At 65.7% G+C, this 25,077-nt stretch carries 23 protein-coding genes; 13 read left to right on the forward strand and 10 right to left on the reverse strand.

The window, feature by feature from the left end:
- Positions 1-129: 129 nt before the first annotated feature.
- The 10 genes from gcvA to upp all read right to left on the reverse strand — a co-directional run bounded on the left by gcvA (position 130) and on the right by upp (position 9,994).
- Positions 130-1,038 (reverse strand): transcriptional regulator GcvA, encoded by a 909-nt coding sequence (gene gcvA / locus BJG93_RS04605; protein ID WP_027197166.1) that lies wholly within the window; start codon positions 1,036-1,038, stop codon positions 130-132.
- Positions 1,039-1,786: 748 nt separating this feature from the next.
- Positions 1,787-3,256, reverse strand: coding sequence for a ribonuclease G (gene rng / locus BJG93_RS04610; protein ID WP_027197167.1), 1,470 nt, complete (start codon positions 3,254-3,256; stop codon positions 1,787-1,789).
- A gap of 9 nt (positions 3,257-3,265) precedes the next feature.
- On the reverse strand, positions 3,266-3,895 hold the full coding sequence (locus BJG93_RS04615) for a Maf family protein (protein WP_027197168.1): 630 nt from the start codon (positions 3,893-3,895) through the stop codon (positions 3,266-3,268).
- A 138-nt stretch (positions 3,896-4,033) separates the two neighbouring features.
- The gene (rlmH, locus tag BJG93_RS04620; RefSeq protein ID WP_008919684.1) at positions 4,034-4,504 is read right to left on the reverse strand and encodes a 23S rRNA (pseudouridine(1915)-N(3))-methyltransferase RlmH; all 471 of its coding nucleotides are present in this window, start codon (positions 4,502-4,504) and stop codon (positions 4,034-4,036) included.
- Positions 4,505-4,540: 36 nt separating this feature from the next.
- Entirely contained in the window at positions 4,541-4,990 is a 450-nt protein-coding gene (gene rsfS, locus BJG93_RS04625; protein ID WP_027197169.1) for a ribosome silencing factor, read from the reverse strand.
- Between the two features lie 4 nt (positions 4,991-4,994).
- Complete coding sequence (locus BJG93_RS04630; protein WP_027197170.1) at positions 4,995-5,738, reverse strand: nicotinate-nucleotide adenylyltransferase; 744 nt, start codon at positions 5,736-5,738, stop codon at positions 4,995-4,997.
- A 19-nt stretch (positions 5,739-5,757) separates the two neighbouring features.
- Positions 5,758-6,681 (reverse strand): oxygen-dependent coproporphyrinogen oxidase, encoded by a 924-nt coding sequence (gene hemF, locus BJG93_RS04635; protein WP_027197171.1) that lies wholly within the window; start codon positions 6,679-6,681, stop codon positions 5,758-5,760.
- A gap of 112 nt (positions 6,682-6,793) precedes the next feature.
- Entirely contained in the window at positions 6,794-8,077 is a 1,284-nt protein-coding gene (purD, locus tag BJG93_RS04640; RefSeq protein WP_027197172.1) for a phosphoribosylamine--glycine ligase, read from the reverse strand.
- A gap of 103 nt (positions 8,078-8,180) precedes the next feature.
- Positions 8,181-8,909, reverse strand: a complete 729-nt coding sequence (locus tag BJG93_RS04645) for a YebC/PmpR family DNA-binding transcriptional regulator (RefSeq protein ID WP_027197173.1) — start codon at positions 8,907-8,909, stop codon at positions 8,181-8,183.
- 434 nt (positions 8,910-9,343) lie between these two features.
- Positions 9,344-9,994 carry a uracil phosphoribosyltransferase gene (gene upp, locus BJG93_RS04650; RefSeq protein WP_027197174.1) on the reverse strand — a complete coding sequence of 217 codons (651 nt, stop codon included), beginning with the start codon at positions 9,992-9,994 and terminating at the stop codon, positions 9,344-9,346.
- Positions 9,995-10,210: 216 nt separating this feature from the next.
- Between upp and BJG93_RS04655 the strand changes: the two genes are divergently transcribed.
- The 13 genes from BJG93_RS04655 (at position 10,211) to BJG93_RS04715 (ending at position 25,054) form a co-directional block, all read left to right on the forward strand.
- Positions 10,211-10,990 carry an SDR family oxidoreductase gene (locus BJG93_RS04655; RefSeq protein WP_027197175.1) on the forward strand — a complete coding sequence of 260 codons (780 nt, stop codon included), beginning with the start codon at positions 10,211-10,213 and terminating at the stop codon, positions 10,988-10,990.
- A 101-nt stretch (positions 10,991-11,091) separates the two neighbouring features.
- Positions 11,092-11,481, forward strand: a complete 390-nt coding sequence (locus BJG93_RS04660; RefSeq protein ID WP_027197176.1) for a methylglyoxal synthase — start codon at positions 11,092-11,094, stop codon at positions 11,479-11,481.
- 46 nt (positions 11,482-11,527) lie between these two features.
- A complete protein-coding gene (locus BJG93_RS04665; protein ID WP_027197177.1) occupies positions 11,528-12,502 on the forward strand; it encodes a quinone oxidoreductase family protein in 975 nt (324 codons plus the stop codon).
- A gap of 182 nt (positions 12,503-12,684) precedes the next feature.
- Positions 12,685-12,795: a hypothetical protein gene (locus tag BJG93_RS04670; protein ID WP_027197178.1), complete on the forward strand. Its 111-nt coding sequence runs from the start codon at positions 12,685-12,687 to the stop codon at positions 12,793-12,795.
- Positions 12,795-12,887: a K(+)-transporting ATPase subunit F gene (gene kdpF / locus BJG93_RS04675; protein WP_027197179.1), complete on the forward strand. Its 93-nt coding sequence runs from the start codon at positions 12,795-12,797 to the stop codon at positions 12,885-12,887. Before BJG93_RS04670 ends, kdpF begins: the two co-directional genes overlap by 1 nt.
- On the forward strand, positions 12,884-14,689 hold the full coding sequence (gene kdpA, locus BJG93_RS04680) for a potassium-transporting ATPase subunit KdpA (RefSeq protein ID WP_027197180.1): 1,806 nt from the start codon (positions 12,884-12,886) through the stop codon (positions 14,687-14,689). The genes kdpF and kdpA overlap by 4 nt, the downstream gene beginning before the upstream one ends.
- A gap of 79 nt (positions 14,690-14,768) precedes the next feature.
- A complete protein-coding gene (kdpB, locus tag BJG93_RS04685) occupies positions 14,769-16,880 on the forward strand; it encodes a potassium-transporting ATPase subunit KdpB (RefSeq protein ID WP_027197181.1) in 2,112 nt (703 codons plus the stop codon).
- Between the two features lie 58 nt (positions 16,881-16,938).
- A complete protein-coding gene (gene kdpC / locus BJG93_RS04690; RefSeq protein ID WP_027197182.1) occupies positions 16,939-17,517 on the forward strand; it encodes a potassium-transporting ATPase subunit KdpC in 579 nt (192 codons plus the stop codon).
- Between the two features lie 152 nt (positions 17,518-17,669).
- Positions 17,670-20,504 (forward strand): DUF4118 domain-containing protein, encoded by a 2,835-nt coding sequence (locus BJG93_RS04695; RefSeq protein ID WP_027197183.1) that lies wholly within the window; start codon positions 17,670-17,672, stop codon positions 20,502-20,504.
- Positions 20,497-21,195 carry a two-component system response regulator KdpE gene (gene kdpE, locus BJG93_RS04700; RefSeq protein WP_027197184.1) on the forward strand — a complete coding sequence of 233 codons (699 nt, stop codon included), beginning with the start codon at positions 20,497-20,499 and terminating at the stop codon, positions 21,193-21,195. The genes BJG93_RS04695 and kdpE overlap by 8 nt, the downstream gene beginning before the upstream one ends.
- Before the next feature lie 102 nt (positions 21,196-21,297).
- Entirely contained in the window at positions 21,298-21,618 is a 321-nt protein-coding gene (sugE, locus tag BJG93_RS04705; RefSeq protein WP_027197185.1) for a quaternary ammonium compound efflux SMR transporter SugE, read from the forward strand.
- Between the two features lie 230 nt (positions 21,619-21,848).
- On the forward strand, positions 21,849-22,463 hold the full coding sequence (locus BJG93_RS04710; protein WP_027197186.1) for a DUF4126 domain-containing protein: 615 nt from the start codon (positions 21,849-21,851) through the stop codon (positions 22,461-22,463).
- Positions 22,464-22,564: 101 nt separating this feature from the next.
- Positions 22,565-25,054, forward strand: a complete 2,490-nt coding sequence (locus tag BJG93_RS04715; protein WP_034479918.1) for an ABC transporter permease — start codon at positions 22,565-22,567, stop codon at positions 25,052-25,054.
- Positions 25,055-25,077: the final 23 nt, after the last annotated feature.

Here is a 25,077-nt window from a genome sequence, read left to right on the forward strand (position 1 = left end):
AAGCAATAAAAAAAACGAGGATGGGGCTATTTTATTTATGGCGGAGGCCGGCGGAGTTAACGCGCAGGAAAACGGCCAGTCGATCACTGGCAGCCCCGCGAAATGGACGGGCGATGTCAACCTGGTCGATCAGTTCCGCGCACGCCCCTCTTGGGCCTTCGCACTCAACCAGGCCACGAACGCCGCGGCATCAGGGTTGACGATGCTGTGCGGAGAATAGACCAGGTAGAAAGCTTCACTGGTCGTTAGCCGGGATTTGAAAGGCGCTATCAGTTGCCCAGTGTCCAGCATCGACTGGACCAGCGACGAGCGCGCCAAGGCCACCCCTTGACCAAGCTCGGCCATTCTCAAAGCAGAGATCAAGGTATCGAACTGCATTCCTTTCGAAGAGTCGACCTGTCCCGCGCCTGCTTTCTTCAACCAGTATCCCCAGCCCTCCTCGTAGCCCAGCACGTGGAGTAGTTCGTGGTGACGGAGATCCTTCGGAGTAGCCAGTGGCGCCTGTTCGGAGGGCAAGAATGGGGCGCAGACCGGCAGCAACGTATCCCAGGTCAGCCGCTCGGCCTTGAGTCCCGTCCATTCTCCATGTCCATAGCGGATTTCCATATCGGCTTCGACGTCGGTCACGCTCGAATCGCCCCCCCATATGTTGCTGGTGATACGCAGATTGACCTCGGGGTGGCGTTCACGAAAGTCGGGTAAGCGCATTGCCAGCCAATGGGTAAAGAACACCAGGCTGACCCGAACGGTAAGGACTCTGCCGTGACCTTGCCCGAAGATCTCTTCAGTTGCGGCCGCCAGTCGCTCTATGGCCTCGTGGACAACCGGCAAATAGGCTAGCCCGGCCTCAGTGAGTTCGAGTCCTCTTGGCAAGCGCTTAAAGAGGACTGCCCCCAACTGCGACTCGAGTCCCTTCACCTGTTGGCTTACCGCCGCCTGGGTCAGGCTCAACTCTGTCGCCGCATGGGTGAAGCTGAGATGCCGGGCAGACGATTCAAATGCGCGCAACCAGTTAAGCGGAGGTAATCGTTTTCTCATTCTGCAGGCCGTTTGACTCAAGCTGTCCGACTTCGTGGATTAGTTGCGTGTTGCGGCAACTCAAGATCCACTAGACCCGCGGACGCTGCGGCGTTCCCAGGCGTCGACGAGTGCATGCTCACTCCATCCAATCGGGCAATCGAACATATGTTAGCGCGGAATTTCGAACACTCTGAAATGACAAGCCTGGTGGGGCGGTTTCAAGAGCGAAGTGCAACACGGCCACGGGAGTGTTGCCCTTCCCAATGCAAGTATTCTCGCGACGTCAAGCGCAGTCGGGCCGACAACTGTACGTTGTTCGCGTTTGATTGTGGACACTCGCAGCTACCGACTACTTTGTCCGGCCGTTCGTTCAGGGCCGATGACGCGCCGAGCGACTGGCAGGAATGGATGGCCGCTGTAGTTGGCGCCAACCTTTAGTTGGAATGCCATCTGGCATAAGTGTTCTCAGCTTGTGCCGTTGAATGTACCAAAATCTGTTTGAATCAATTGCTGCCACCACGTGGCGTCACAGCGACGAGTAGCAGCTGACCTCGCTTTTACCGTCGGCGGTCTTCTGGGAATCAAGCTGGCGCTCTGGACGCGCCCCAGTCACCCAGATGCTCTCTCGTTATCCGATTATTCCAGCGCATTTCAAGCGTGCGGAGACGCTGCCGGGCAACAGATTGACCCGGACGGATCTTTTTATATGAAATTGAATTTAAAGATTTTGTTTGTATTCGCTCGAACTCATCGGACTTCGGTGGACCTACATGAGAACAATGTCGTACTGCTCCTGACTCAGATTCGACTCCACCTGCAAGGACACCGGCTTGCCGATGAAATCGATCAGCATCGCCAGATGCTGCGACTCTTCCTCGAGAAACAGATCGATCACCTGCTGAGAAGCGATCACGCGAAACTCGCGCGGATTGAACTGCCGCGACTCGCGCAGAATCTCGCGCAACACGTCGTAGCAAACCGTGCGCGCGGTCTTTACTTGCCCCTTGCCCTGGCAAATCGGGCACGGCTCGCACAGCACATGCGCGAGCGACTCGCGCGTACGCTTGCGCGTCATTTCCACGAGCCCGAGTTGCGAGAAGCCATTGACGGTCACACGCGTGCGATCGCGCGACAGCGCCTTCTTCAATTCTCCTAACACCTGGTCGCGATGCTCGACGTTTTCCATATCGATGAAATCGATGATGATCACGCCGCCCAGGTTGCGCAGCCGCAGTTGCCGCGCGATCGTGTGCGCGGCTTCGAGGTTGGTCTTGAAGATGGTGTCGTCGAAGTTGCGCGCGCCGACGTAACCGCCGGTGTTCACGTCAATCGTGGTCATCGCCTCGGTCTGGTCGATCACGAGGTAGCCGCCCGACTTCAGATCCACGCGGCGCGACAGCGCACGTTGAATCTCGGTCTCGATGTTGTACAGATCGAAGAGCGGCCGCTCGCCGGTGTAGTGATGCAGCTTCGACGAGACCGCCGGTGTAAATTCGGCCGCGAAATCGGCGAGCATCTGATGCGTCTCGCGCGAATCGACCTGGATGCGCGACGTTTCATCGTTGACGAAATCGCGTAGCACGCGCTGCGCGAGATTCAGATCCTGGTAGAGCAGGCTGGTGGGCGGCATGCGCTGCGCCTGCGACAGAATCGTCGTCCATGTCTTGCGCAGATACGCGACGTCCGCGGCGAGTTCTTCGCTCGTCGCATCCTCGGCGATCGTACGTACGATGTAGCCACCTTTCTCGTCGGTGGGCAGCACGGCGGTCAGACGCGCGCGCACGGCCTCACGCTCAGCTTCGCTTTCGATCTTCTGCGAGATGCCGATGTGGGGCTCCTGCGGCAGATACACCAGCGTGCGCCCGGCGATGCTCACTTGCGTGGACAGCCGCGCGCCCTTCGTGCCGATCGGGTCCTTGACGACCTGCACCATCAGCGTCTGGCCTTCGAACACGATTTTTTCGATCGGCTGGTGCGGCGTTTGATGTTGCGCTTCGCCGGCGATGCGCGGATGCCAGATGTCGGCGACATGAAGGAACGCGGCGCGTTCGAGGCCGATGTCGATGAACGCCGATTGCATGCCCGGCAGCACACGCACGACCTTGCCGAGATAGACATTGCCGACGCGCCCGCGCGATAGCGTTCGTTCGACATGAAGTTCCTGGACGGCGCCCTGTTGAACGAGCGCGACGCGCGTTTCCTGCGGCGTGACATTGATCAGGATTTCTTCATTCATGGTGTTGTTCTAGAAGTCGATGCGCGCTGCACGCAGGAGGGCAGCGGTTTCAAAAAGCGGCAAACCCATGATACCCGAATAGGACCCGTCTATACGCTCGATAAACTCCGCCGCGCGTCCCTGCACACCATACGCGCCTGCCTTGCCGAGCGGCTCGCCGCTCGCCGCGTAGCGACGCAGCGCGTCTGCGTGCACCGCAGCAAAACGCACCGTCGAGACTGATAGCGCGGCGGGCAGCAACGCGCCGTCCGCGTCGATCACGGCGAGCGCGGTCAGCACTTCGTGCGTGCGGCCCGCGAGGCGTGTGAGCATGGTGACCGCATCGTCGGCATCGATGGGCTTGCCAAGAATCGCGTCGTCGATCGTCACGGTCGTGTCCGCGACGAGGATCGGCCGCGCGGCGTGGCCGCCGTCGACGAGCCGCGCGCGCGCCGCATGCGCCTTCGCGATGCACACGCGCTGCACGTAGTCGCGTGCGTGTTCGCCAGGCAGTTCGGCTTCGAGCGCTTCGGCGTCTTCATCGGGACGCGGCAGCAGCAATTCGAAACGCACGCCGAGCTGTTGCAGCAGTTCCTGGCGGCGCGGACTTTGCGACGCGAGGTAGACGAACGGATGCAGCGAAGCGGAGGACATGGACATGAACGGGTCTTGACGGAGCGGGAAACGGATGGCGTGACGGGGAGGTGAACGCGGTGGGACGTGGACGCCTGGACAGAGCATCCACGACGCGCCATCAGCAATGAACGGTTGCAGGCGTCGCCGCGCCTCGCTCACCGCTCACGCGCGATGATAGGGATGATTCTGCGTGATGGTCCACGCGCGGTAAAGCTGTTCGGCCAGCAGCACGCGCACCATCGCATGTGGCAACGTAAGGCTCGACACGCGCAGCATCATATCGGCGCGTGCCTTCAGCTCGGGATCGAGCCCGTCCGCGCCGCCGATCAGAAAAGCCACGTCGCGGCCGTCCTGCTGCCAGCCCGGCAACGCGCCCGCGAGCTGCATCGTGGTCCAGTCCTTGCCGCGTTCGTCGAGCGCGACGATGCGGGCGTTCTTCGGCAACGCGGCTTCGATCTTCTGCCGCTCGGCGGCCATCACGCTTTCGGCCGAACGCCCTGACGAGCGCTGCTCCGGTTTGATCTCGCGCAGCTCGATGCGCAGCTCGGGCGGCATGCGCTTCGCATATTCGTCGAAGCCGGTCGCGATCCAGTCCGGCATCTTGTGGCCGACGGCGAGGATGTGCAGTTTCATCGCGAGGGCAGTAGCGGTGTGCCCGACACGGCGCGCTTACTTGCGGCGTGCCGTGGTCTTGCGCGCAGGCTTCGCGGCCGGCGTTTCGTCGTCTTCCTCGTCGTCGGGCTCGCTTGCGCGCGCGCCACCGAACGGGTCCGGCGTCGACAGCTTGATGCGCACCGGCTTGTCGCCCCAGATTTCCTCGAGGTTGTAGTACTGGCGCAGCGCCGGCTGCAGGATGTGCACGACCGCGTCGCCGCAATCGACCAGCACCCATTCGCCGATGTCCTCGCCCTCGGTGCTGATGATCTCGCCGCCGGCTTCCTTCACGCCTTCGCGCACGCTCGACGCGAGCGCCTTGGTTTGCCGGTTCGACGTCCCGCTCGCGACGACCACGCGATCGAACAGCGAGGTCAGGTGGCTGGTGTTGAACACTTTGATGTCTTGCGCCTTGACGTCTTCGAGAGCGTCGACGATCACGCGCTGCAGTTTGCGAATATCCATGGAGTTACCGGTGGTACAGATGATGTTGAAGAATATAGTCCCACACCGCGGCGGGGACGTGACTGGCGGCCTGATCCTGCACACTGTCCGCACCCGCGCGGGCGAGCCGCTGGTTGACCTGCTCGCGCAGATGCGCGCGAATGTCGGTGGCCGAGACGTTGAACGCGAGCGTCGTGTCGATCAGCAGATGGCCGCAGCGCGTGGCCTGCAGCACGTCGGCGCTGGCGCGGCGCGCGGCGATCTCGCGGACGACCTCGGGGGCGATCGAGGTCAGGTCGAAGCCGGGCCGGGTCGCCGCGCCGATATGCGCGAGCTCGAACAGGCGCCGCCAGTCGCGCCACGTGTCGAGATGCACCAGTTGATCCGCGCCGATCAACAGCGTGAGCGACGCGTCGTCGCCTTCGCGCTCGCGCCAGCGTTGCAGCGTGTCGACCGTGTAGGTTGCGCCTTCGTGCTCGATTTCGTCGGTCGCGACGCGCACCGTCACGCCGGGGATCGCGAGCGAACCGGCCGCCGCGCGCGTCATCGCGAGTCGATGCTCGGCGGGCGACACGTCGGTCTTCTGCCACGGCTGGCCGGCCGGCAGCAACACCAGCTCGGTCAGCCGCAGCACGTCGGCGAAACGCCGCGCGAGCGCGAGATGGCCGTCGTGGATCGGATCGAATGTGCCGCCCAGCAGACCGATCCGGCGAGGCAGGGCGACAGGGTGAGCGTTCGGCTTCAGGTGAGGATCCTTTGTCGTGACCATGCGCGAGCCAGGTGGCGCGTCAAACCCACTCGCGCGGCACGAGGAAATCGCTGTACAAACGGGCTTCCGGCGTGCCCGGTTCGGGCTGCCAGTCGTAGCGCCAATTCACCACGGGCGGCATCGACATCAGGATCGATTCGGTGCGCCCGCCGCTCTGTAGTCCAAACAGTGTGCCACGGTCGAAGACCAGATTGAACTCGACGTAGCGGCCGCGCCGGTACGCCTGAAACGCGCGCTCGGCTTCGCCGTACGGCGTATTGCGGCGCCGCTCGATGATCGGCAGGTACGCGTCGAGAAAGCCCTCGCCGACGCTTTTGAGCGTCGCGAACGACGCGTCGAAGCCCGGCGCCGAGAAATCGTCGATGAAAATCCCGCCGATGCCGCGCGGCTCGTTGCGGTGCTTCAGGAAGAAGTACTCGTCGCACCAGCGCTTGAAGCGCGGGTACAGGTCCGCGCCGTACGGCGCAAGCGCGTCGCGGCATACCCGATGGAAATGCCGCGCGTCCTCTTCGTAGCCGTAGTAGGGCGTCAGGTCCATGCCGCCGCCGAACCAGAACACCGGCTCTTCGCCTTCCCTGGTTGCGACGAGCAGGCGCACGTTCATGTGCACGGTCGGGCAGTGCGGATTATGCGGATGCAGCACGAGCGACACGCCCATCGCCTCGAATCCGCGCCCGGCCAGTTGCGGCCGCGCGGCGCTCGCCGAGCCCGGCAGCGCGTCGCCCGCGACGTCCGAGAAGCCGATGCCCGCGCGCTCGAAAAACTGCCCGCCTTCGAGAATCCGCGTGATGCCGCCGCCGCGCAGCTTCTCGCCGGGCTCGCGTTGCCATGCATCGGTCGCGAACGCGGTGCCGTCGAAGGCGCCGAGCGTGTTCGCGATATGCGATTGCAGGCCTTGCAGCCAGCTGCGCACGGCCGGTGCGTCGTAGCTCGAATTGCTCATGAATGCCGGTGCTGAGGGCGGCACGCTTGTCGTGCCGCGGGTTCGTCGATGCAGTGTAGCGCGCGCCGTTTGGCGTGGCCGCCGCCCGCGCGGCGGCCGACGCAAGCGCCGCTTACTTGCTGTCGTGCTTACGATTGAGCGCGCGATAGCCGATGTCGCGGCGATATTGCATGCCGTCGAACGCGATCTGATTGATCGTTTCATAGGCGGCCGCCTGCGCGGTGCGCACCGAATCCGCCAGACCCACGACGCACAGCACGCGCCCGCCGGAGGTGGTCAGCTTGCCGTCCGCCAGCGTGGTGCCGGCGTGGAACGTGACCGAATCCGCGGTTTCGGCGGGAATGCCGTTGATACGGTCGCCCTTCCTCGGCGTGTCCGGATAGTTGTACGCGGCGAGCACGACGCCGAGCGCCGTGCGGCGGTCCCATTCGAGCTCGACGGTGTCCAGCGTACCGGCAATCGCGTGTTCGACCACCTTCGAATAGTCGCCCTTCAGGCGCGCCATGATCGGCTGCGTTTCGGGGTCGCCCATGCGGCAGTTGAATTCGAGTGTCTTCGGGTTGCCTTGCGCGTCGATCATCAGGCCCGCGTACAGGAACCCGGTGTAGCGGATGCCTTCCTTCTCCATGCCGCGCACGGTCGGCAGGATGATTTCGCGCATCACGCGCGCATGTAGCTGCGGCGTGACGATCGGCGCGGGCGAGTAGGCGCCCATACCGCCGGTGTTCGGGCCTTGGTCGCCGTCGAGCAGACGCTTGTGATCCTGGCTCGACGCGAGCGCGAGCACGTGCTTGCCATCGACCATCACGATGAAGCTCGCTTCCTCGCCGGCGAGGAATTCCTCGATCACGACGCGCGCGCCGGCGTCGCCGAGCTTGTTGTCCGATAGCATCATGTCGACCGCGGCATGCGCTTCTTCGAGCGTCTGCGCGACCACCACGCCCTTGCCGGCGGCGAGGCCGTCGGCCTTGATCACGATCGGCGCGCCCTTGGCGTCCAGATACGCGTGCGCTGCCGCGACGTCGGCGAAGGTTTCGTATTCGGCGGTCGGGATGCCGTGGCGCTTCATGAACGCTTTGGCGAAATCTTTCGAGCTTTCGAGCTGGGCGGCCTCTTTGGTCGGCCCGAAGATCTTCAGACCGCGCGAGCGGAACAGGTTGACGATGCCTGCCGCGAGCGGCGCTTCCGGCCCGACCAGCGTGAACGCGATCTGCTCTTTCTCGACGAAATCGGCGAGCGCGGCCGGCTCGGTGATGTCGATGTTGCGCAGACGCTCATCCTGAGCGGTGCCGCCGTTGCCCGGCGCGACGTAGACGAGCTGGACCCGCGGCGATTGCGCGAGCTTCCATGCGAGCGCATGTTCGCGACCGCCGGAACCGACGACGAGTAACTTCATGTGAATCCCCGAGACTTAAAAACCATAAACGGCCGAGCGGTGCGCTCGGCCGTGCAATGAACCATCAACAGCAAGGGCGAACAGATGTGCGGCCGGCGTGCCATCACTCGTCGGCGATCGACGCGTTTGTATAGACTTCCTGCACGTCGTCCAGATTTTCCAGCGCGTCGAGCAGCTTCTGCATTTTCACGGCGTCGTCGCCGGTGAATTCGACTTCGGTCTGCGGCTTCATCGTCACTTCGGCCAATTCGGCCTTGAAGCCGGCTGCTTCGAGCGCAGCCTTCACCTTCGAAAAATCGTTCGGCGCGCACAGCACTTCGATACTGCCGTCCTCGTTCGTCACGACGTCGTCGGCGCCCGCTTCCAGCGCGGCTTCCATCAGCGCGTCTTCGGCGGTGCCGGGCGCGAACAGGAACTGGCCGATGTGATCGAACATGAACGACACCGAGCCGTCCGTGCCCATGTTGCCGCCGTTCTTCGAGAACGCATGACGCACTTCCGCGACCGTGCGCGTGCGGTTGTCGGTCATCGCGTCGACGATCACCGCCGCGCCGCCGATGCCGTAGCCCTCGTAGCGGATTTCCTCGTAGTTCGCGCCGTCCGCGCCGCCGACGCCGCGCTGGATCGCGCGGTTGATGTTGTCTTTCGGCATGTTGGCGTCGTACGCCTTGTCGACCGCGAGTCGCAGACGCGGGTTCGAGTCGATTTCGCCGCCGCCCAGACGGGCCGCAACCTGGATTTCCTTGATGAGCCGCGTCCAGACCTTGCCGCGCTTGGCATCGGCCGCTGCTTTCTTATGCTTGATATTGGCCCATTTCGAATGACCCGCCATACTTTTCTCCGTCGCGCGCGCCAGCGGGGCGCACGCATAGTGCAATTGTCGTTGCGATGTCGGGCGCCTCGCGTGTTGCGCCTCGATGTCAAACCGTCAGGTGAAAGGCTGCCGGCCGCTCGTTCTGGCCCGTCGGGTCGGCCACTGCTGCCGCCGATCACAGCCTGACCGTTCCCGTGCGCCATGCCGCGCGTGCCCGCCGGTAGGCGTGCGTGCCGGTTGCATGACCGGCCGGCCAAGCGGGGCCGCAGGGCGGCAGCGCGAGGGGGGCGGGGCGGCTTGCGCGGCTAGCCGCCGCATGACCTGATGCGAAGGCGCGTTGCGCCAGTCGAAATTGCGGACGGTGGTGCGAGTGATCGTGCGGGTCGAGCCGCTCGTCGAGCGGATTCGAATTTTATCACGCCGCGCGGGTGCGGCAGAGGGGCCGCGGCGCGTCAGTTCTTGGTACCGAACAGCCGATCGCCCGCGTCGCCGAGTCCCGGCACGATGTACGCATGCTCGTTCAGATGCGAATCGAGCGACGCGACGAACAGCTTGACGTCCGGGTGCGCGTCCTGGAACACCTGCACGCCCTCGGGCGCGGCGACCAGCGCGAGGAACATGATGTTCTCCGCGGCCACGTTGCGGCGCTTGAGCACATCGACGGCGTGCACAGCCGAGTAGCCGGTCGCGACCATCGGATCGCACAGGATGAACACGCGGTCTTCGAGGTCCGGCAGCCGCACCAGGTATTCGACCGGCCGATGGTCCTCGGCGCGATACACGCCGATGTGGCCGACGCGCGCCGACGGCACCAGCTCGAGCAGGCCGTCCGACATGCCGACGCCCGCGCGCAGCACCGGCACGATCGCGAGCTTCCTGCCGGCGATCACCGGCGCGTCGATTTCGACGAGCGGCGTGGTGATGCGCCGCGTGGTCATCGGCAGGTTGCGGGTAATTTCGTAGCCCATCAGCAGCGTGATTTCGCGCAGGAGTTCGCGGAACGTGCGCGTCGACGTGTCCCGGTCGCGCATGTGCGACAGCTTGTGCTGGATCAGCGGGTGATCGAGGATGAAAAGATTGGGGAAACGGCTGTCCTGGGTCATGGCGGGCTCGCGCGCGGCGGCAAGGTGGATCGGTTCGGCGCGTTTGTCCGTTCATTTCATCCGCACGCAGAAGCCGGGCGAAGGCAGGAGAAGCGCGCCACCGCGCAAGTTTATCGAAAGAGTGCCACCCGGCGATACCTGAGATTGCAGCGGCGCGGCACAGTCCGGCACCGATTCTTCTAGAATCTGAGAAAACTTCGCCACGAGGACACACACATGGACATGGGAATCGCAGGACGCACCGCGCTCGTTTGCGCGGCGAGCAAGGGTCTGGGACGCGGCTGCGCGGAGGCGCTCGCCGCCGAGGGCGTCAATCTGACGATCGTCGCGCGCACCGCCGAAACGCTCGAAGCGACCGCGGAGGCGATCCGTCAGCAGAGCGGCGTCGACGTGAAGACGGTCGCCTGCGACATCACCACGCCCGAAGGGCGCGCCGCCGCGCTCGCCGCGTGCCCGCAGCCGGACATCCTCGTCAACAACGCGGGCGGCCCGCCGCCGGGCGATTTCCGCAACTTCACGCACGAGGACTGGATCCGCGCGCTCGAAGCCAACATGCTGACGCCGATCGAGCTGATCCGTCAGACCATCGACACGATGAGCGCGCGCGGCTTCGGGCGCATCGTCAACATCACGAGCTCGGCGGTGAAGGCGCCGATCGACGTGCTCGGTCTGTCGAACGGCGCGCGCTCGGGGCTGACCGGTTTCGTCGCGGGGCTCGCGCGCAAGGTCGCACCGACCGGCGTGACGATCAATAACCTGCTGCCTGGCCTGTTCGACACCGACCGCATCGCGGTCACGTTCGAGGCGCAGGCGAAAACGCACAACATTTCCGTCGACGAAGCGCGCAAGCAGCGCATGAAGACGATCCCCGCCGGGCGCTTCGGCAATCGCGACGAATTCGGCCGCGCCTGCGCATTCCTGTGCAGCGTGCACGCGGGCTACATCACCGGGCAGAACTGGTTGATCGACGGCGGCGCTTATCCAGGCACGTACTGAGCGGGTACGTTCCGGGCCGCCGTGTAGGCGAAGCGCGCGCCGGAACGAACGACACACGTCACATCACAACAACATCACAACGGTTCGAGGAGTCTTACGTCATGACCACCCGCATTGCGCTGATCGCGCACGATCACAAGAAGGACGACATCGTCAAACTGGCCGGAGAATACGTCGACACGCTCGCGCGCTGCGAGATCGTCGCGACCGGCACGACCGGCGGCCGCATCAGCGATGCGCACGGCCTGACGGTCGAGCGCATGCTGTCGGGTCCGCACGGCGGCGACCTGCAGATCGGCGCGCAGCTCGCCGAAGGGCGCGTCGACATGGTGATCTTCCTGCGCGACCCGATGACGCCGCAGCCGCACGAGCCGGACATCAACGCGCTCGTGCGCGCGTGCGACGTACACAACATTCCGTGCGCGACGAACATCTCGACCGCGCGCATGGTGCTCGACGTGTTGACGCTGCGCATGTCCGGCGAGGCCTGAGGGCGCGCGTCACCGCACCCATATTCATCCAGATCAAGGAGACATGATGGCCAAGGCAATCCGATTCGATAAAACCGGCGGCCCGGAAGTAATGAAGTGGGTCGACGTCGAGGTGGGCGAGCCCGGCGCGGGCGAGATCCGCATCCGCCAGACGGCGGTCGGCCTGAACTATATCGACGTGTATTTCCGCACCGGTCTGTATCCGCTGCCGCTGCCGGGTGGGCTCGGTATGGAGGCGGCCGGTGAGGTCAGCGCGGTCGGTTCGGGCGTGAGCGGTCTGAAGGTCGGCGATCGCGTCGCGTATGTGGCCCGGCCGCCCGGCGCGTATGCGCAGGAGCGCGTGCTGCAGGCCGCACAGGTCGTCAAGCTGCCCGATGCGCTCAGCGACGAGCAGGCCGCCTCGGTGATGCTGCAAGGCTTGACCGCGCAGTATCTGCTGCGCCGCACGTATCGGGTCAAGGCCGGCGACACGATCGTCATCCAGGCCGCGGCGGGCGGCGTCGGTCTGCTCGTGTGCCAGTGGGCGAAGGCGCTCGGCGCGACGGTGATCGGCACGGTCGGTTCCGACGAGAAAGCCGAGATCGCGAAAGCGCACGGCTGCGATCACGCAATCGTCTACACGCGAGAAAACTTCACGAAGCGCGTACGCGAGATCACCAACGGCGCGGGCGTGCCGGTCGTCTACGATTCGATCGGCAAGGACACCTTCGAAAAGTCGCTCGACTGCCTCGCGCCGCTCGGCCTGTTCGTGAGCTTCGGCAACGCGTCGGGTCCGCTGCCGCCGATCGATTCGTCGGAGTTCGCGGGACGCGGCTCGCTGTTCTTTACGCGCCCGACGCTCTTCACCTATATGGCGAAACGCAGCGATTACGAGGCGATGTCGGCCGAGCTGTTCGACGTGCTGACCTCGGGCAAGGTCAAGACGAGCATCAATCAGCGCTATGCGCTGAAGGACGTCGGGCAGGCCCATGCCGATCTCGAGGGCCGCCGCACGACTGGGTCGACGATCCTGCTGCCGTAAAAAAATCAAAGCGCGGCCTCGGGCTGCAACATACGTCATCCGGCAAGGCCGTTTCATCGCGAGATGAAACGGCCTTGTCCGTTTACGCGATTTTTACGCGCACCCCGCCATCTTTTGATCAGCTCTTTAGGCGGATCGGCATACCGTTGCACCTATCCAAAATCCGTACATGGGGAACAACAATGGATCTGCTGTATGTCGGGGGGCTCGTCGTGTTCGCCGCGCTGACCTTTGGGCTGATCGGCGGCTGCGAAAAGCTGATGCAGTTCCGCCGCGGGCAGGGAGCGCGCTGATGACCTGGATGCTGTGGCTGGCCGGCGCGTGCACCGCGCTGCTGTTCGTTTATCTCGTGTATGCGCTGCTGCGCGCGGAGGACATTGAATGAACTCGAACAATGTCCTGCAGGCGAGTCTTTTTATCGTCGTGCTACTGGCCGCCGCGGTGCCGATGGCGAGCTATCTCGGCGCCGTGATGGACGGCAGCTCGCGCGTCGTGCGCTTGGGCGCGCCGCTCGAACGGCTGCTGTACCGCATCGCGGGCGTCGATCCATCCGCGGAAATGGGCTGGAAGCACTATGCGATCGCCACGGTCGCGTTCAATGTGCTCGGCGTGGCGTTCCTGTACGTGTTGCTTCGCGTGCAAGGGTGGCTGCCGGGCAATCCGCAGCAATTTGGCGCGATGTCGGTCGACAGCGCGTTCAACACCGCGGTCAGCTTCGTGACCAACACGAATTGGCAGGACTACACGCCCGAGCAGACCGTCGGCTATCTGACGCAGATGCTCGGCCTGACCGTGCAGAACTTCCTCTCGGCGGCAACGGGCATCGTCGTCGTGATCGCGCTGATTCGCGGCTTCGCGCGTCATACCGCGCAGACGATCGGCAACTTCTGGGTCGACATCACGCGCGTGACGATGTACGTCCTGCTGCCGATGGCGGCGATCATCGCCGCACTGCTGATGAGCCAGGGCGTGATCCAGAATTTCAAGGCATATCAGGAGGTGCCGACGCTGCAGACCACCACCTACGCTGCGCCGAAGCTCGACGCGCAAGGCAATCCGGTGAAGGACGCGAAGGGCGATCCGGTGACGCTCGACACGCCTGTAAAGACACAGACCATCGCGATGGGCCCGGTCGCGTCGCAAGAAGCGATCAAGATGCTCGGCACCAACGGCGGCGGCTTTTTCAACGGCAACTCCGCGCATCCGTACGAAAACCCGACGCCGTTCTCGAACTTCGTGCAGATCTTCTCGATCCTGATCATTCCGGCCGCGCTCACGCTGGTGTTCGGCCGCGTGATCGGCGACCGCCGGCAGGGCGTGGCCGTGCTCGCGGCGATGACGATCGCGTTCGGCGTCTGCGTGTTCGGCGAGATCAGCGCCGAGCAAAGCGGCAATCCCGCGTTCACGGCGCTCCACGTCGATCAGTCGGCGAACGCGCTGCAGGCCGGCGGCAATGCGGAGGGCAAGGAAACGCGCTTCGGCATCGCGCAGTCGGGCCTCTTCACGGTCGCGACGACGGCGGCTTCGTGCGGCGCGGTCGCCAATATGCACGATTCGTTGACGCCGCTCGGCGGCCTGTATCCGATGCTGCTGATTCAGCTCGGCGAAGTGATTTTCGGCGGCGTCGGCTCCGGCATGTACGGGATGTTGGTGTTCGCGCTGCTCGCGGTGTTCGTCGCGGGACTGATGATCGGGCGTACTCCTGAATATGTCGGCAAGAAGATCGAGGCCTACGAGATGAAGATGGTGTCGATCGTCGTGCTGCTCACGCCGCTGCTCGTGCTCGTGGGCACCTCGATCGCGGTGCTCAGCGACGCGGGCAAGGCTGGCATCGCGAACCCCGGCGCGCATGGCTTCTCCGAAATCCTGTATGCGTTCAGCTCGGCCGCGAACAACAACGGCAGCGCGTTCGCGGGTCTGTCGGTGAATACGCCGTTCTACAACTGGCTCACCGCGATCGCGATGTGGTTCGGGCGCTTCGGCACGATCGTGCCGGTGCTCGCGATCGCCGGCTCGCTCGCGGCGAAGAAGCGCATCGGCGTCACCGGCGGCACGCTGCCGACGCACGGACCGCTGTTCGTCGTGCTGCTGCTCGGCACGGTGCTGCTGGTCGGCGCGCTGACCTACGTGCCGGCGCTCGCGCTCGGCCCCGGCGTCGAGCATCTGATGATGATCGGCGTGCAGTGACCCGCGGCAGCGAGCCAACGACCGAACAGGCGCTTGCACGCGGCAAGCCTGCAAGCGCCCACGGACATTCGAGGATTCAATGACTGAACATAACGCTACCCGGTCCATGTTCGACGCGGCGCTGCTGCGCCCGGCGATCGTGGACTCCTTTAAAAAGCTCACGCCGCGCACGCAGTTTCGCAACCCGGTGATGTTCTGCGTGTACGTCGGCAGCATCCTGACGACCATTCTATGGATCGCCGCGCTCGGCGGTCAGGCCGAAGCGCCCGCGGGCTTCATTCTCGCGGTCACGCTGTGGCTGTGGTTCACGGTGCTGTTCGCGAACTTCGCGGAGGCGCTAGCCGAAGGCCGCTCGAAAGCGCAGGCCGCGTCGCTGCGCAGCGCGAAGAAAGACGTGATGGCCAAGAAGCTCAACGAGCCGCATCCGAAGTCGCCGATCCGCATCACCACAGCGACCGATCTGCGCCGTGGCGACGTCGTGCTGGTGGAGACCGGTGACGTGATTCCGGCCGACGGCGAAGTGGTCGACGGCGTCGCGTCGGTCGACGAATCCGCGATCACCGGCGAATCGGCGCCGGTGATCCGTGAGTCGGGTGGTGATTTTTCGTCGGTGACGGGCGGCACGCGGGTGCTGTCGGACTGGATCGTCGTGCGCGTCACGGCGAATCCGGGCGAGGCGTTCCTCGACCGCATGATCGCGATGGTCGAAGGCGCGAAGCGTCAGAAGACGCCGAACGAAATTGCGCTGACCATCCTGCTCGTCGCACTGACGATCGTGATGCTGCTTGCCACCGCGACGCTGCTGCCGTTCTCGATGTTCTCCGTCGAAGCGGCGAAGGCGGGCCACGTGGTGACGATCACCGCGCTCGCCGCGCTGCTGGTGTGCCTGATCCCGACGACGATCGGCGGCTTGTTGTCCGCGATCGGCGTGGCCGGCATGAGCCGCATGATGCAGGCGAACGTGATCGCGACCTCGGGCCGCGCGGTCGAAGCGGCCGGCGACGTCGACGTGCTGCTGCTCGACAAGACCGGCACGATCACGCTCGGCAACCGTCAGGCGTCGCAGTTTCTGCCCGCGCCCGGTCTGACCGAAGAGGCGCTTGCCGATGCCGCGCAGTTGTCGTCGCTGGCCGACGAAACGCCGGAAGGGCGCAGCATCGTCGTGCTCGCGAAGCAGCGCTTCAATATCCGTCAGCGCGATATGGCCTCGTTGCACGCGGTGTTTCTCGCGTTCACCGCGCAGACGCGCATGAGCGGTGTCGATCTGTTCGCGCAGGGAACGCCCTCAGGCGCGCCCGGCCGCGAAATCCGCAAGGGCGCGGCCGATGCGCTCAAGCACTACGTCGAAGCGCACGGCGGCCGTTTCCCGCAGGAAGTCAGCAATGCGGTCGCCGATGTCGCGCGACGCGGCAGCACACCGCTCGTGGTCGCCGAAAAGAGCGAGCAGGGCGCGCGCGTGCTCGGCGTGATCGAGTTGAAGGACGTCGTGAAGGGCGGCATCAAGGAGCGCTTCGCCGAGTTGCGCAAGATGGGCATCAAGACCGTGATGATCACGGGCGACAACCGGCTGACCGCCGCCGCGATCGCGGCCGAAGCGGGTGTCGACGACTTCCTTGCGGAAGCGACGCCCGAAGCCAAGCTCGCGACGATTCGCGCGCACCAGGCCGAGGGGCGTCTCGTCGCGATGACCGGCGACGGCACCAACGACGCGCCGGCGCTCGCGCAGGCCGACGTCGCGGTCGCGATGAACACCGGCACGCAGGCGGCAAAAGAGGCCGGCAACATGGTCGATCTCGATTCGAATCCGACCAAGCTGATCGAGATCGTCGAGATCGGCAAACAGATGCTGATGACGCGTGGCTCGCTGACCACGTTCTCGATCGCCAACGACCTCGCCAAGTACTTCGCGATCATCCCGGCCGCGTTCGCATCGACGTATCCGGCGTTGAATGCGCTGAACGTGATGCATCTGGCCACGCCGACCTCGGCAATCATGTCGGCGGTGATCTTCAACGCGCTGATCATCGTGCTGCTGATTCCGCTCGCGCTGAAGGGCGTGCGCTACCGCGCGCTAGGCGCCGCGATCCTGCTGCGCCGCAACCTGCTGATCTATGGCCTCGGCGGGATCATCGCGCCGTTCATCGGCATCAAGCTGATCGATATGGTGCTCGCCGGGTTCGGCTGGGTTTGAGCGCGAAGCGAGTCGCTACCAAGTAACCGGAAGTGATGAAAAGAGAAAGAGAACCATCATGAAAAATCTGTTCCGTCCGCTGATCGTGATCTTCGCGGTGCTGACCGCGATCACCGGACTCGCTTATCCCGCGGTGATGACCGCGTTCGGCCAGGCGGCGTTCCATGAGCAGGTGAACGGCAGCCTGATCGAGCAGAACGGCAAGGTGGTCGGCTCGCAGCTGATCGGCCAGCAGTTCGACGCGCCGCAGTACTTCTGGGGCCGGCTGTCGGCGACGAGCCCGATGCCGTACAACGCGCAAAGTTCGGGCGGTTCGAACCTCGGGCCGAACAACCCGGCGCTGCTCGACGAGATCAAAGGCCGGCTCGCCGCACTCAAGGCAGCGGGCACCGATATGTCGACGCCGGTGCCGGTCGATCTGGTCACGTCGTCGGGCAGCGGGCTCGATCCGGAGATCAGCCCGGCCGCGGCCGCGTACCAGCTCGAGCGGGTCGCGCGGGCCCGTCGCCTCACGCCGAACGACGTGCGGGCGCTCGTCGAGCGCTACACGACGGGGCGCCAGTTCGGCGTGCTCGGCGAGCCGCGCGTGAATGTGCTGAAGCTCAATCTCGCGCTCGATGAAATGAAGCGCGGTTGACACGACGACGCACGAGCCACGCACGAACCGCCGTTGCGGTTCATCGATAAGACAGCGGCGTGCGTGTGGCGCCGCGCCGTCATTTGCGGGCCGGCGCGGGCCGTGCCACCATGCAGGCACCGCCGCTCGCACGACTATCGCAATTACTGAGCATGAACCGCCCCGATCCTGATCAACTGCTCGACAAGCTGCAGCGCGACGAAGCAAAACGCCAGCGCGGCCGGCTGAAGGTTTTTTTCGGCGCGTCGGCCGGCGTCGGCAAGACCTATGCGATGCTGCAGGCCGCGCTGCGCCGCCAGCAAGAAGGTGTCGACGTGCTGGTCGGCATTGCCGAAACCCATGGACGCGGCGAAACCGCCGCGCTGCTCGCGGGGCTCGACGTGCTGCCGCTCGCGCAGTTCGAGTATCGCGGCCGCAAGCTCGGCGAGTTCGATCTCGACGCCGCGCTCGCGCGCAAGCCGCAACTGATCCTCGTCGACGAACTCGCGCATTCGAACGTGCAGGGCGCGCGCCATCTGAAGCGCTGGCAGGACGTCCACGAACTCCTCGACGCGGGCATCGACGTGTATACGACCGTCAACGTGCAGCACCTGGAGAGCCTGAATGAAGTGGTCGGCCAGATCACCGGCATCCGCGTGTGGGAGACCGTGCCCGATCGCGTGTTCGATCATGCCGACGAAGTCACGCTCGTCGATCTGCCGGCCGAGGAACTGCTCGACCGCATGCGCGACGGCAAGGTGTACATGGCGCAGCAGGCCGAGCACGCGGTGCGCAACTTCTTTCGCAAGGGCAACCTGATCGCGCTGCGCGAGCTGGCGCTGCGCCGCACCGCCGATCGCGTCGACGCGCAGATGCGTGAGTACCGCGCCGACCGTTCGATCCAGCGTATCTGGCAGGCGCGCGAGCGGCTGCTGGTGTGCGTCGGGCCAGGTGCGCAGGCGCCGGCGCTGGTGCGCTCGGCGGCGCGCCTCGCCGCGAGCCTGAAGGCCGACTGGCTCGCGGTCTATGTCGAAACGCCCGCGTTGCAGCGCCTGCCCGACGCGCGACGCGAGCGCACGTTGAATGCGCTGAAGCTCGCCGCCGAGCTCGGTGCCGAAACCGCGACGCTCGCCGCCGCCGATGCGCTCGACGCCCTGATCGGTTATGCGCAGGCGCGCAACGTATCGAAGCTGGTGGTGGGCGCATCATCGCGCACAGGCGTGAGCCGCTGGTTGCGGCGGCCGCTTGGCGAGCGTATCGCGCAGAAGAGCGGCGATCTCGATCTCACGCTGATTCGCGTGTCGTCGGAGCGCGACGGCGGCGCGCAGCGGCGTCTGTTGAACACGACCGCAAACGCGTGGCGCGAGGCGTTGAGCGCGGCGCGCGAGCGTCGTTCGCCGCCGCGCGCGTATGCGCTCGCGCTCGCGATCGGCGCGGCGATCACGCTGCTGTCGAGCCAGCTGATCGATCGCATCGACCAGACCAACCTCGTGATGCTGTATCTGCTCGGCGTGATCTTCACCGCAGTGAAGCTCGGGCGCGGGCCCGGTGTCGTGCTGTCGTTCGCGAGCGTCGCCGCGTTCGATTTCTTTTTCGTGCCGCCGCGCATGTCGCTGTCGGTCTCCGATACGCAGTACGTGCTGACATTCTTCGGCATGCTGCTGACCTCGCTCGTGATCAGCCATCTGACTTCGAGCCTGCGCCGCGAAGCAAGCGTCGCGCGCCGCCGCGAGCAGCGCACCGGCGCGATGTACGAGATGGCGCGCGAGCTTGCCGCGGCGCTTGCGACCGAGCAGATCGTCGGCATCGGCAGCCGGCACGTGAGCGAGGTGTTCGGCGCGCGCGTCGCGATTCTGCTGCCTGACAGCGCCGATCAGGTCCGACAGAAGATCGAGGACCCGGACGCGGCGATCACGCTCGAAGGCGATGCGCTCGATCTCGACGTCGGCCAGTGGGTCTACGATCAACAGAAGCCGGCCGGGCACGGCACCGACACGCTGCCGGGCGCCGCGGCGCTGTATCTGCCGCTGAAGGCGCCGATGCGTACGCGCGGCGTGCTGGCGGTCGCCGTGCGCGACGAGCGCGAGCTGACCGTGCCCGAACAGCGGCGCATGCTCGATGCGTTCGCCGCGCAGATCGCGCTCGCGCTCGAACGCGTGCACTACGTCGACATCGCGCGCGATGCGCTCGTCAATATGGAGTCGGAGCGGTTGCGCAATTCGCTGCTGTCGGCGATTTCGCACGATCTGCGCACGCCGCTGACGACGATCGTCGGCTTTTCGTCGATGCTCGCGCAAGGGCGGCAGCAGAGCTCGGCAGGCGAGGAGAAGCGCAGCGACGAACTCGTCGACGCAATCCACGAAGAAGCGCTGCGCATGACCGGCATCGTCACGAACCTGCTCGACATGGCGCGCTTGCAGGCCGGCAGCCTGCAACTGAACCGGCAATGGACGCTGCTCGAGGAGACCATCGGCGCCGCGCTGCGCGTGTGCAAACGCGTGCTCGCCGATCATCCGGTGCACGTCACGCTGCCCGCCGATCTGCCGCTGCTGCATCTCGACGCGGTGCTGATGGAGCGGCTGTTCTCGAACCTGTTCGAAAACGCGGCCAAATATACGGCGTCCGGCACGCCGCTCGCGATCGGCGCGCAGCAGATCGACGCGGACGGCGCGCCGTTCGTGCGCGTCACGATCGACGACAACGGCGCCGGCCTGCCCGCCGGCATGGAAGCACGCGTGTTCGAGAAATTCACGCGCGGCGAGAAGGAGTCGGCGAAACCGGGGATCGGCCTGGGGCTCGCGATCTGCCGCGCGATCGTCGAGGCGCACGGCGGTACAATCGGCGCGCTCAACCGGATCGCCGCCGATGGCCACGTCGAGGGTGCGCGCTTCTGGTTCACGCTGCCGGTCAAGCCGCCGCCCGACGCACCCGATCCGCTCGAAGACGAGGGCGCCGCCACCGACACCACCGTTGAGCTCAACCCGCTCACCCGACCCGCCCATGAGTGACCTGAGCATCACCGTCGTTCTGATCGAAGACGAAAAGCAGATTCGCCGCTTCGTGCGCGCGGCGCTCGAAGGCGAAGGCATCGCCGTATACGACGCCGAGACCGGCAAGCAGGGACTCGTCGAAGCGGCGACGCGCAAGCCCGACCTCGTGATCGTCGATCTCGGCTTGCCCGATACCGACGGCCTCGACGTGATTCGCGAATTGCGCGGCTGGAGCGAGCTGCCGGTGATCGTGCTGTCGGCGCGCACCCAGGAAAGCGAAAAGGTCGCCGCGCTCGACGCCGGCGCCGACGACTACCTGACCAAGCCGTTCGGCGTGTCCGAGTTGCTCGCGCGGATCCGCGCGCACCTGCGGCGGCGCAATCAGGGCGGCGCGAACGAATCGCCGCAGGTGCGCTTCGGCGCGGTCACCGTCGACCTCGCGCTGCGCCAGGTGACACGCGACGGCGCGGCGATCCATCTGACGCCGATCGAATACCGGCTGCTCGCGACGCTCGTGCGCCACGCCGGCCGGGTGCTCACGCACCGGCAGTTGCTGCGCGACGTGTGGGGGCCGTCCCATGTCGACAGTCATCACTATTTGCGCATTTACATGGCGCATCTGCGCGGCAAGCTCGAGCGCGATCCGGCGCAGCCCGAGCATATCGTCACGGAGACGGGCGTCGGGTATCGGCTGCTGGGCGCGGCGTGAGTCGGGCCACCATGCCGCTCCTTTATAATTTCGCGACGTAAGGACGACCTTGCGCTTGCATCAATCATCGGGGACGGCCCCACTTTTCATGGAGCTGTTTCGATGTCCTGGTTTCTTCTATTGATCGCTGGTTTGCTCGAAGTCGCGTGGGCCGCCGGTCTCAAAACTTCCGAAGGTTTCACCCGCTTGTGGCCGTCCGTCTTCACGGTCGTGACCGCGCTCGGCAGCTTCGTGCTGCTTGCGCTCGCCATGCGCCAGTTACCGCTCGGCACGGCCTATGCGGTGTGGACGGGGATCGGCGCGGTCGGCGCGTTCATCTTCGGGGCCGTGATGATGGGCGAGGCGTTGACGGTCGCGCGCGTCGCCAGCGCGTCGCTGATCGTGATCGGACTCGTCGGGCTGAAGCTGTCCTCGGGGCACTGACCCGGCGGCCGCGTCAGCTCTAGGCGCGGCGGCCATTGTCTGCGAGCCACAGCGAGGCTGCGCCGCTCTACGTTCTGCGAATTATCGTGGCTATAATGAGACGGGAAAGACCCTGAGATTGCCCTCGGCCCGGTTGGCGCGGCCGGCTGGCGAGCCTGACGGCTTCGGCGCGGAACACCCGCTTGTTCCTGCCGCGGCGCCCGGCACGCACAAAGCGCGTGGAGGCGGCCATGCTTGAATCACTTTCGCTTGCAGCGGGCCTTTCGTGGGGCAGCGGTTTGCGCCTCTATCTGACGGTCCTGCTGGCCGGCGCGTTCGAACGTCTTGGCCTGATCCACTTGCCGGACACGTTATCCGCGCTATCTTCACCGTGGGTCATCGGCGCGGCGGCCGTGCTGACGCTGGCCGAATTCTTCGCCGACAAGATCCCCGCGTTCGATTCACTGTGGGACGCGATCCACACCTTCATTCGGATTCCGGCAGGCGCTGTGCTGGCCGCCGGCGCGCTCGGCCACGCCGCCGATCCGGCGCTGCTGACCGTTGCGGCGCTCGCGGGCGGCACACTCGCCGGCACCGCGCATCTCGCGAAGGCGGGCACTCGCGCGCTGATCAACCTGTCGCCGGAGCCGGTGTCGAATCTCGTCACGTCGACTGCCGAGGACGGCCTCGTGTTCGGCGGCGTACTGCTTGCGCTGTTCGTGCCGCTCGTGTTTCTGGTCTTGATGGTAGGCTTCCTGCTGCTCGCGGCGTGGGCATTGCCGCGATTGTGGCGTGGCGTGCAGGGCGGTTTTCGCGGCATGGCCACGCACATGGTGTCGCGATTGGCGAGGAGCAGGCACGATTGAGCGAAGCACTACCAGGATCTAAGGCGGCTTCAACGACGCGTGCGGACACGCGGCCGGCGCGGCGGCTCGGCGGCATCGATCTGTGGCGCCAGGCCATGCAGATGACGGCGCGCGACTGGCGCGCGGGCGAGCTGACCATGTTGCTGCTCGCGCTCGTGCTGGCGGTCGCGGCGTTGTCGAGCGTCGGGTTTCTGGGCGACCGCCTGCATCAGGGGCTCGAGCGCGACGCGCGGCGCATGATCGCCGCCGACTTCGTCGTGCGCGCCGATCATCCGGTCGATCCGCAATTCGCCGCCGAGGCGCACGCCCTTGGCCTGCGCACCGCTACCACGGCAATCTTCCCGAGCATGATCAATTCGACCGGCGCGCAACCGGCGTCGCGACTCGCCGCGGTCAAGGCGGTGTCGCCGGGCTATCCGCTGCGCGGCGCGTTGCGCATCGCGCCGGCGCCGGGTGCGGCCGATCATCCGGCGACCTCGATTCCGGCGCCGGGCACCGTGTGGGTCGACCAGGCGTTGCTCGACGCGCTGAAGCTGAAGATCGGCGAAGCGGTGAAGGTCGGTAATCGCAATTTCACGGTCGGCGCGGTGATCACGCGCGAGCTCGACCGCGGCTTTTCGTTCGTCAACTTTTCACCGCGCCTGATGCTGAACGCCGCTGACGTTCCGTCGACCGGCCTCATCACCTACGGCAGCCGCGTCACGTACCGGCTGCTGGTCGCCGGTTCCGACAACGCGGTCGCGCGCTTCGCGCAGTTCGCGCATGACCGCGTCGACGGCGGCAAGATGCGCGGCGTTGCGCTCGAGTCGCTGCAAGACGGCCAGCCGCAGGTGCGTCAGACGCTCGATCGCGCGGGCCATTTCCTGACGCTCGTGTCGCTGCTGACCGCGCTGCTCGCGGCCGTCGCGATCGCGATGGCCGCGCATCGCTACATGCGCCGGCATCTCGACGGCTGCGCGGCGATGCGCTGTCTGGGCGTGAGCCAGGCCGCGCTGCGCGCGCTGTTTACGCTCGAATTCGTCGGGCTCGGCGTGATTGGCGGCCTGCTCGGCGTGGCGCTCGGTTACCTCGGCCATCTCGCGCTGCTGACGTGGCTCGGCGGCCTGATCGACGTGGTGCTGCCGCAGCCGACGCTGTGGCCCGCGCTCGAAGGCGTCGCGGTCGGCCTCGTGCTGCTGCTCGGTTTCGCACTGCCGCCGTTGTTGCCGCTCACGCGCGTGCCACCGGTGCGCGTGCTGCGCCGTGAGTGGGGCGAGGCGGGACGCACTGCGTGGGCCGCCTACGGGTTCGGCATCGTGCTGTTCGCGGGGCTGCTGATGCTCGCCGCCGGGGAATTGAAGCTTGGCGGCATCGTCGCGGGCGGTTTTGCGGGCGGGCTGCTGGTGTTCGCCTGCATCGCGCGGCTCGCGCTGTGGGGCGCTGCGCGCGCGGTGCGCAGCGAGCGCGTCAATGCGGGCATCGGCTGGCGCTATGCGCTGGCGTCGCTGGAGCGGCGCAGCAGCACGAGCGCGCTGCAGATCACCGCGCTCGGCATCGGCCTGATGTGCCTGCTGCTGATCGCGATGACGCGCAACGATCTGGTGCAGGGCTGGCGCAAATCGACGCCGCCCGATGCGCCCAATGAGTTCATCATCGACATCCAGCCCGATCAGCGCGGCGCGGTCACGCAGTATCTGGACACGCACGGGATCGCCGGCGCGGCGCTGTCGCCGATGGTGCGCGGGCGGCTCGTCGCGATCAACGGCAAACCGGTCGACCCGGATTCGTTCAAGGGCGAGGATGCGCGGCGTCTGGTGGACCGCGAGTTCAATCTGTCCTACACGACGCAGTTACCCGACGATAACCGGGTCGCCGCGGGCAGCTGGTTCGGCGAGACGACCAAGCCGCAGATCTCGATCGAGCAGGGTCTGGCGAAGCTGATTAACGTGAAGCCCGGCGACGTGCTGCGCTTCGACGTGACGGGCCTGACGGTCGAGGCGCCGGTGACGAGCGTGCGCAAGCTCGACTGGGGTTCGTTCAAGGTCAACTTCTTCGTGCTGATGCCGCCTGCCGCGTTGCAGGACTTCCCGGCGACGTTCATCACGAGCTTCCATTTACCGTCGGACCAACAGTCGACGATCGATGGGCTGATCGCCGCGTATCCGAATCTGACCGCGATCGATACCGGCCCGATCCTCGCGCAGGTGCAGCGCGTCTTGCAGCAGGTGATCGGCGCGGTGCAGTTCCTGTTCGCGTTCACGCTCGCGGCCGGCGTGCTGGTGCTGTACGCGGCGCTCGCCGGCACGCGCGACGAGCGTATGCGAGAATCCGCGCTGCTGCGCGCGTTGGGCGCATCGCATCGCCAGGTGCGTGCGGTGCAGGTGGCTGAATTCGTCGCGGTCGGCGCACTTGCGGGCCTGATGGCGGCGCTCGGCGCGCAGGTCGTCGGCTCGATGCTGGCTACCCACGTGTTCCAGTTTTATCTGGACTTCGACCCGTGGCTGCTGCCGGCGGGCGTTGCCGCAGGCATCGCGTGCGCGGGTGTCGGCGGGTGGCTGAGTCTGCGGCATGTGCTGGCGCGGCCCGCGCTGCAATCGCTGCGCGACGCGTGAGCTTTTTCGGGTGTTTGTTTGCT

The organism is Paraburkholderia sprentiae WSM5005 (assembly GCF_001865575.2).
Taxonomy (GTDB): domain Bacteria; phylum Pseudomonadota; class Gammaproteobacteria; order Burkholderiales; family Burkholderiaceae; genus Paraburkholderia; species Paraburkholderia sprentiae.

What these genes read in the sequence shown, in the direction of transcription:
- gcvA (WP_027197166.1), bottom strand. Translation starts at nt 1,038, where the DNA reads ATGAGAAAACGATTACCTCCGCTTAACTGGTTGCGCGCATTTGAATCG.
- rng (WP_027197167.1), bottom strand. Translation starts at nt 3,256, where the DNA reads ATGAATGAAGAAATCCTGATCAATGTCACGCCGCAGGAAACGCGCGTC.
- BJG93_RS04615 (WP_027197168.1), bottom strand. Translation starts at nt 3,895, where the DNA reads ATGTCCATGTCCTCCGCTTCGCTGCATCCGTTCGTCTACCTCGCGTCG.
- rlmH (WP_008919684.1), bottom strand. Translation starts at nt 4,504, where the DNA reads ATGAAACTGCACATCCTCGCCGTCGGCCACAAGATGCCGGACTGGATC.
- rsfS (WP_027197169.1), bottom strand. Translation starts at nt 4,990, where the DNA reads ATGGATATTCGCAAACTGCAGCGCGTGATCGTCGACGCTCTCGAAGAC.
- BJG93_RS04630 (WP_027197170.1), bottom strand. Translation starts at nt 5,738, where the DNA reads ATGGTCACGACAAAGGATCCTCACCTGAAGCCGAACGCTCACCCTGTC.
- hemF (WP_027197171.1), bottom strand. Translation starts at nt 6,681, where the DNA reads ATGAGCAATTCGAGCTACGACGCACCGGCCGTGCGCAGCTGGCTGCAA.
- purD (WP_027197172.1), bottom strand. Translation starts at nt 8,077, where the DNA reads ATGAAGTTACTCGTCGTCGGTTCCGGCGGTCGCGAACATGCGCTCGCA.
- BJG93_RS04645 (WP_027197173.1), bottom strand. Translation starts at nt 8,909, where the DNA reads ATGGCGGGTCATTCGAAATGGGCCAATATCAAGCATAAGAAAGCAGCG.
- upp (WP_027197174.1), bottom strand. Translation starts at nt 9,994, where the DNA reads ATGACCCAGGACAGCCGTTTCCCCAATCTTTTCATCCTCGATCACCCG.
- BJG93_RS04655 (WP_027197175.1), top strand. Translation starts at nt 10,211, where the DNA reads ATGGACATGGGAATCGCAGGACGCACCGCGCTCGTTTGCGCGGCGAGC.
- BJG93_RS04660 (WP_027197176.1), top strand. Translation starts at nt 11,092, where the DNA reads ATGACCACCCGCATTGCGCTGATCGCGCACGATCACAAGAAGGACGAC.
- BJG93_RS04665 (WP_027197177.1), top strand. Translation starts at nt 11,528, where the DNA reads ATGGCCAAGGCAATCCGATTCGATAAAACCGGCGGCCCGGAAGTAATG.
- BJG93_RS04670 (WP_027197178.1), top strand. Translation starts at nt 12,685, where the DNA reads ATGGATCTGCTGTATGTCGGGGGGCTCGTCGTGTTCGCCGCGCTGACC.
- kdpF (WP_027197179.1), top strand. Translation starts at nt 12,795, where the DNA reads ATGACCTGGATGCTGTGGCTGGCCGGCGCGTGCACCGCGCTGCTGTTC.
- kdpA (WP_027197180.1), top strand. Translation starts at nt 12,884, where the DNA reads ATGAACTCGAACAATGTCCTGCAGGCGAGTCTTTTTATCGTCGTGCTA.
- kdpB (WP_027197181.1), top strand. Translation starts at nt 14,769, where the DNA reads ATGACTGAACATAACGCTACCCGGTCCATGTTCGACGCGGCGCTGCTG.
- kdpC (WP_027197182.1), top strand. Translation starts at nt 16,939, where the DNA reads ATGAAAAATCTGTTCCGTCCGCTGATCGTGATCTTCGCGGTGCTGACC.
- BJG93_RS04695 (WP_027197183.1), top strand. Translation starts at nt 17,670, where the DNA reads ATGAACCGCCCCGATCCTGATCAACTGCTCGACAAGCTGCAGCGCGAC.
- kdpE (WP_027197184.1), top strand. Translation starts at nt 20,497, where the DNA reads ATGAGTGACCTGAGCATCACCGTCGTTCTGATCGAAGACGAAAAGCAG.
- sugE (WP_027197185.1), top strand. Translation starts at nt 21,298, where the DNA reads ATGTCCTGGTTTCTTCTATTGATCGCTGGTTTGCTCGAAGTCGCGTGG.
- BJG93_RS04710 (WP_027197186.1), top strand. Translation starts at nt 21,849, where the DNA reads ATGCTTGAATCACTTTCGCTTGCAGCGGGCCTTTCGTGGGGCAGCGGT.
- BJG93_RS04715 (WP_034479918.1), top strand. Translation starts at nt 22,565, where the DNA reads ATGACGGCGCGCGACTGGCGCGCGGGCGAGCTGACCATGTTGCTGCTC.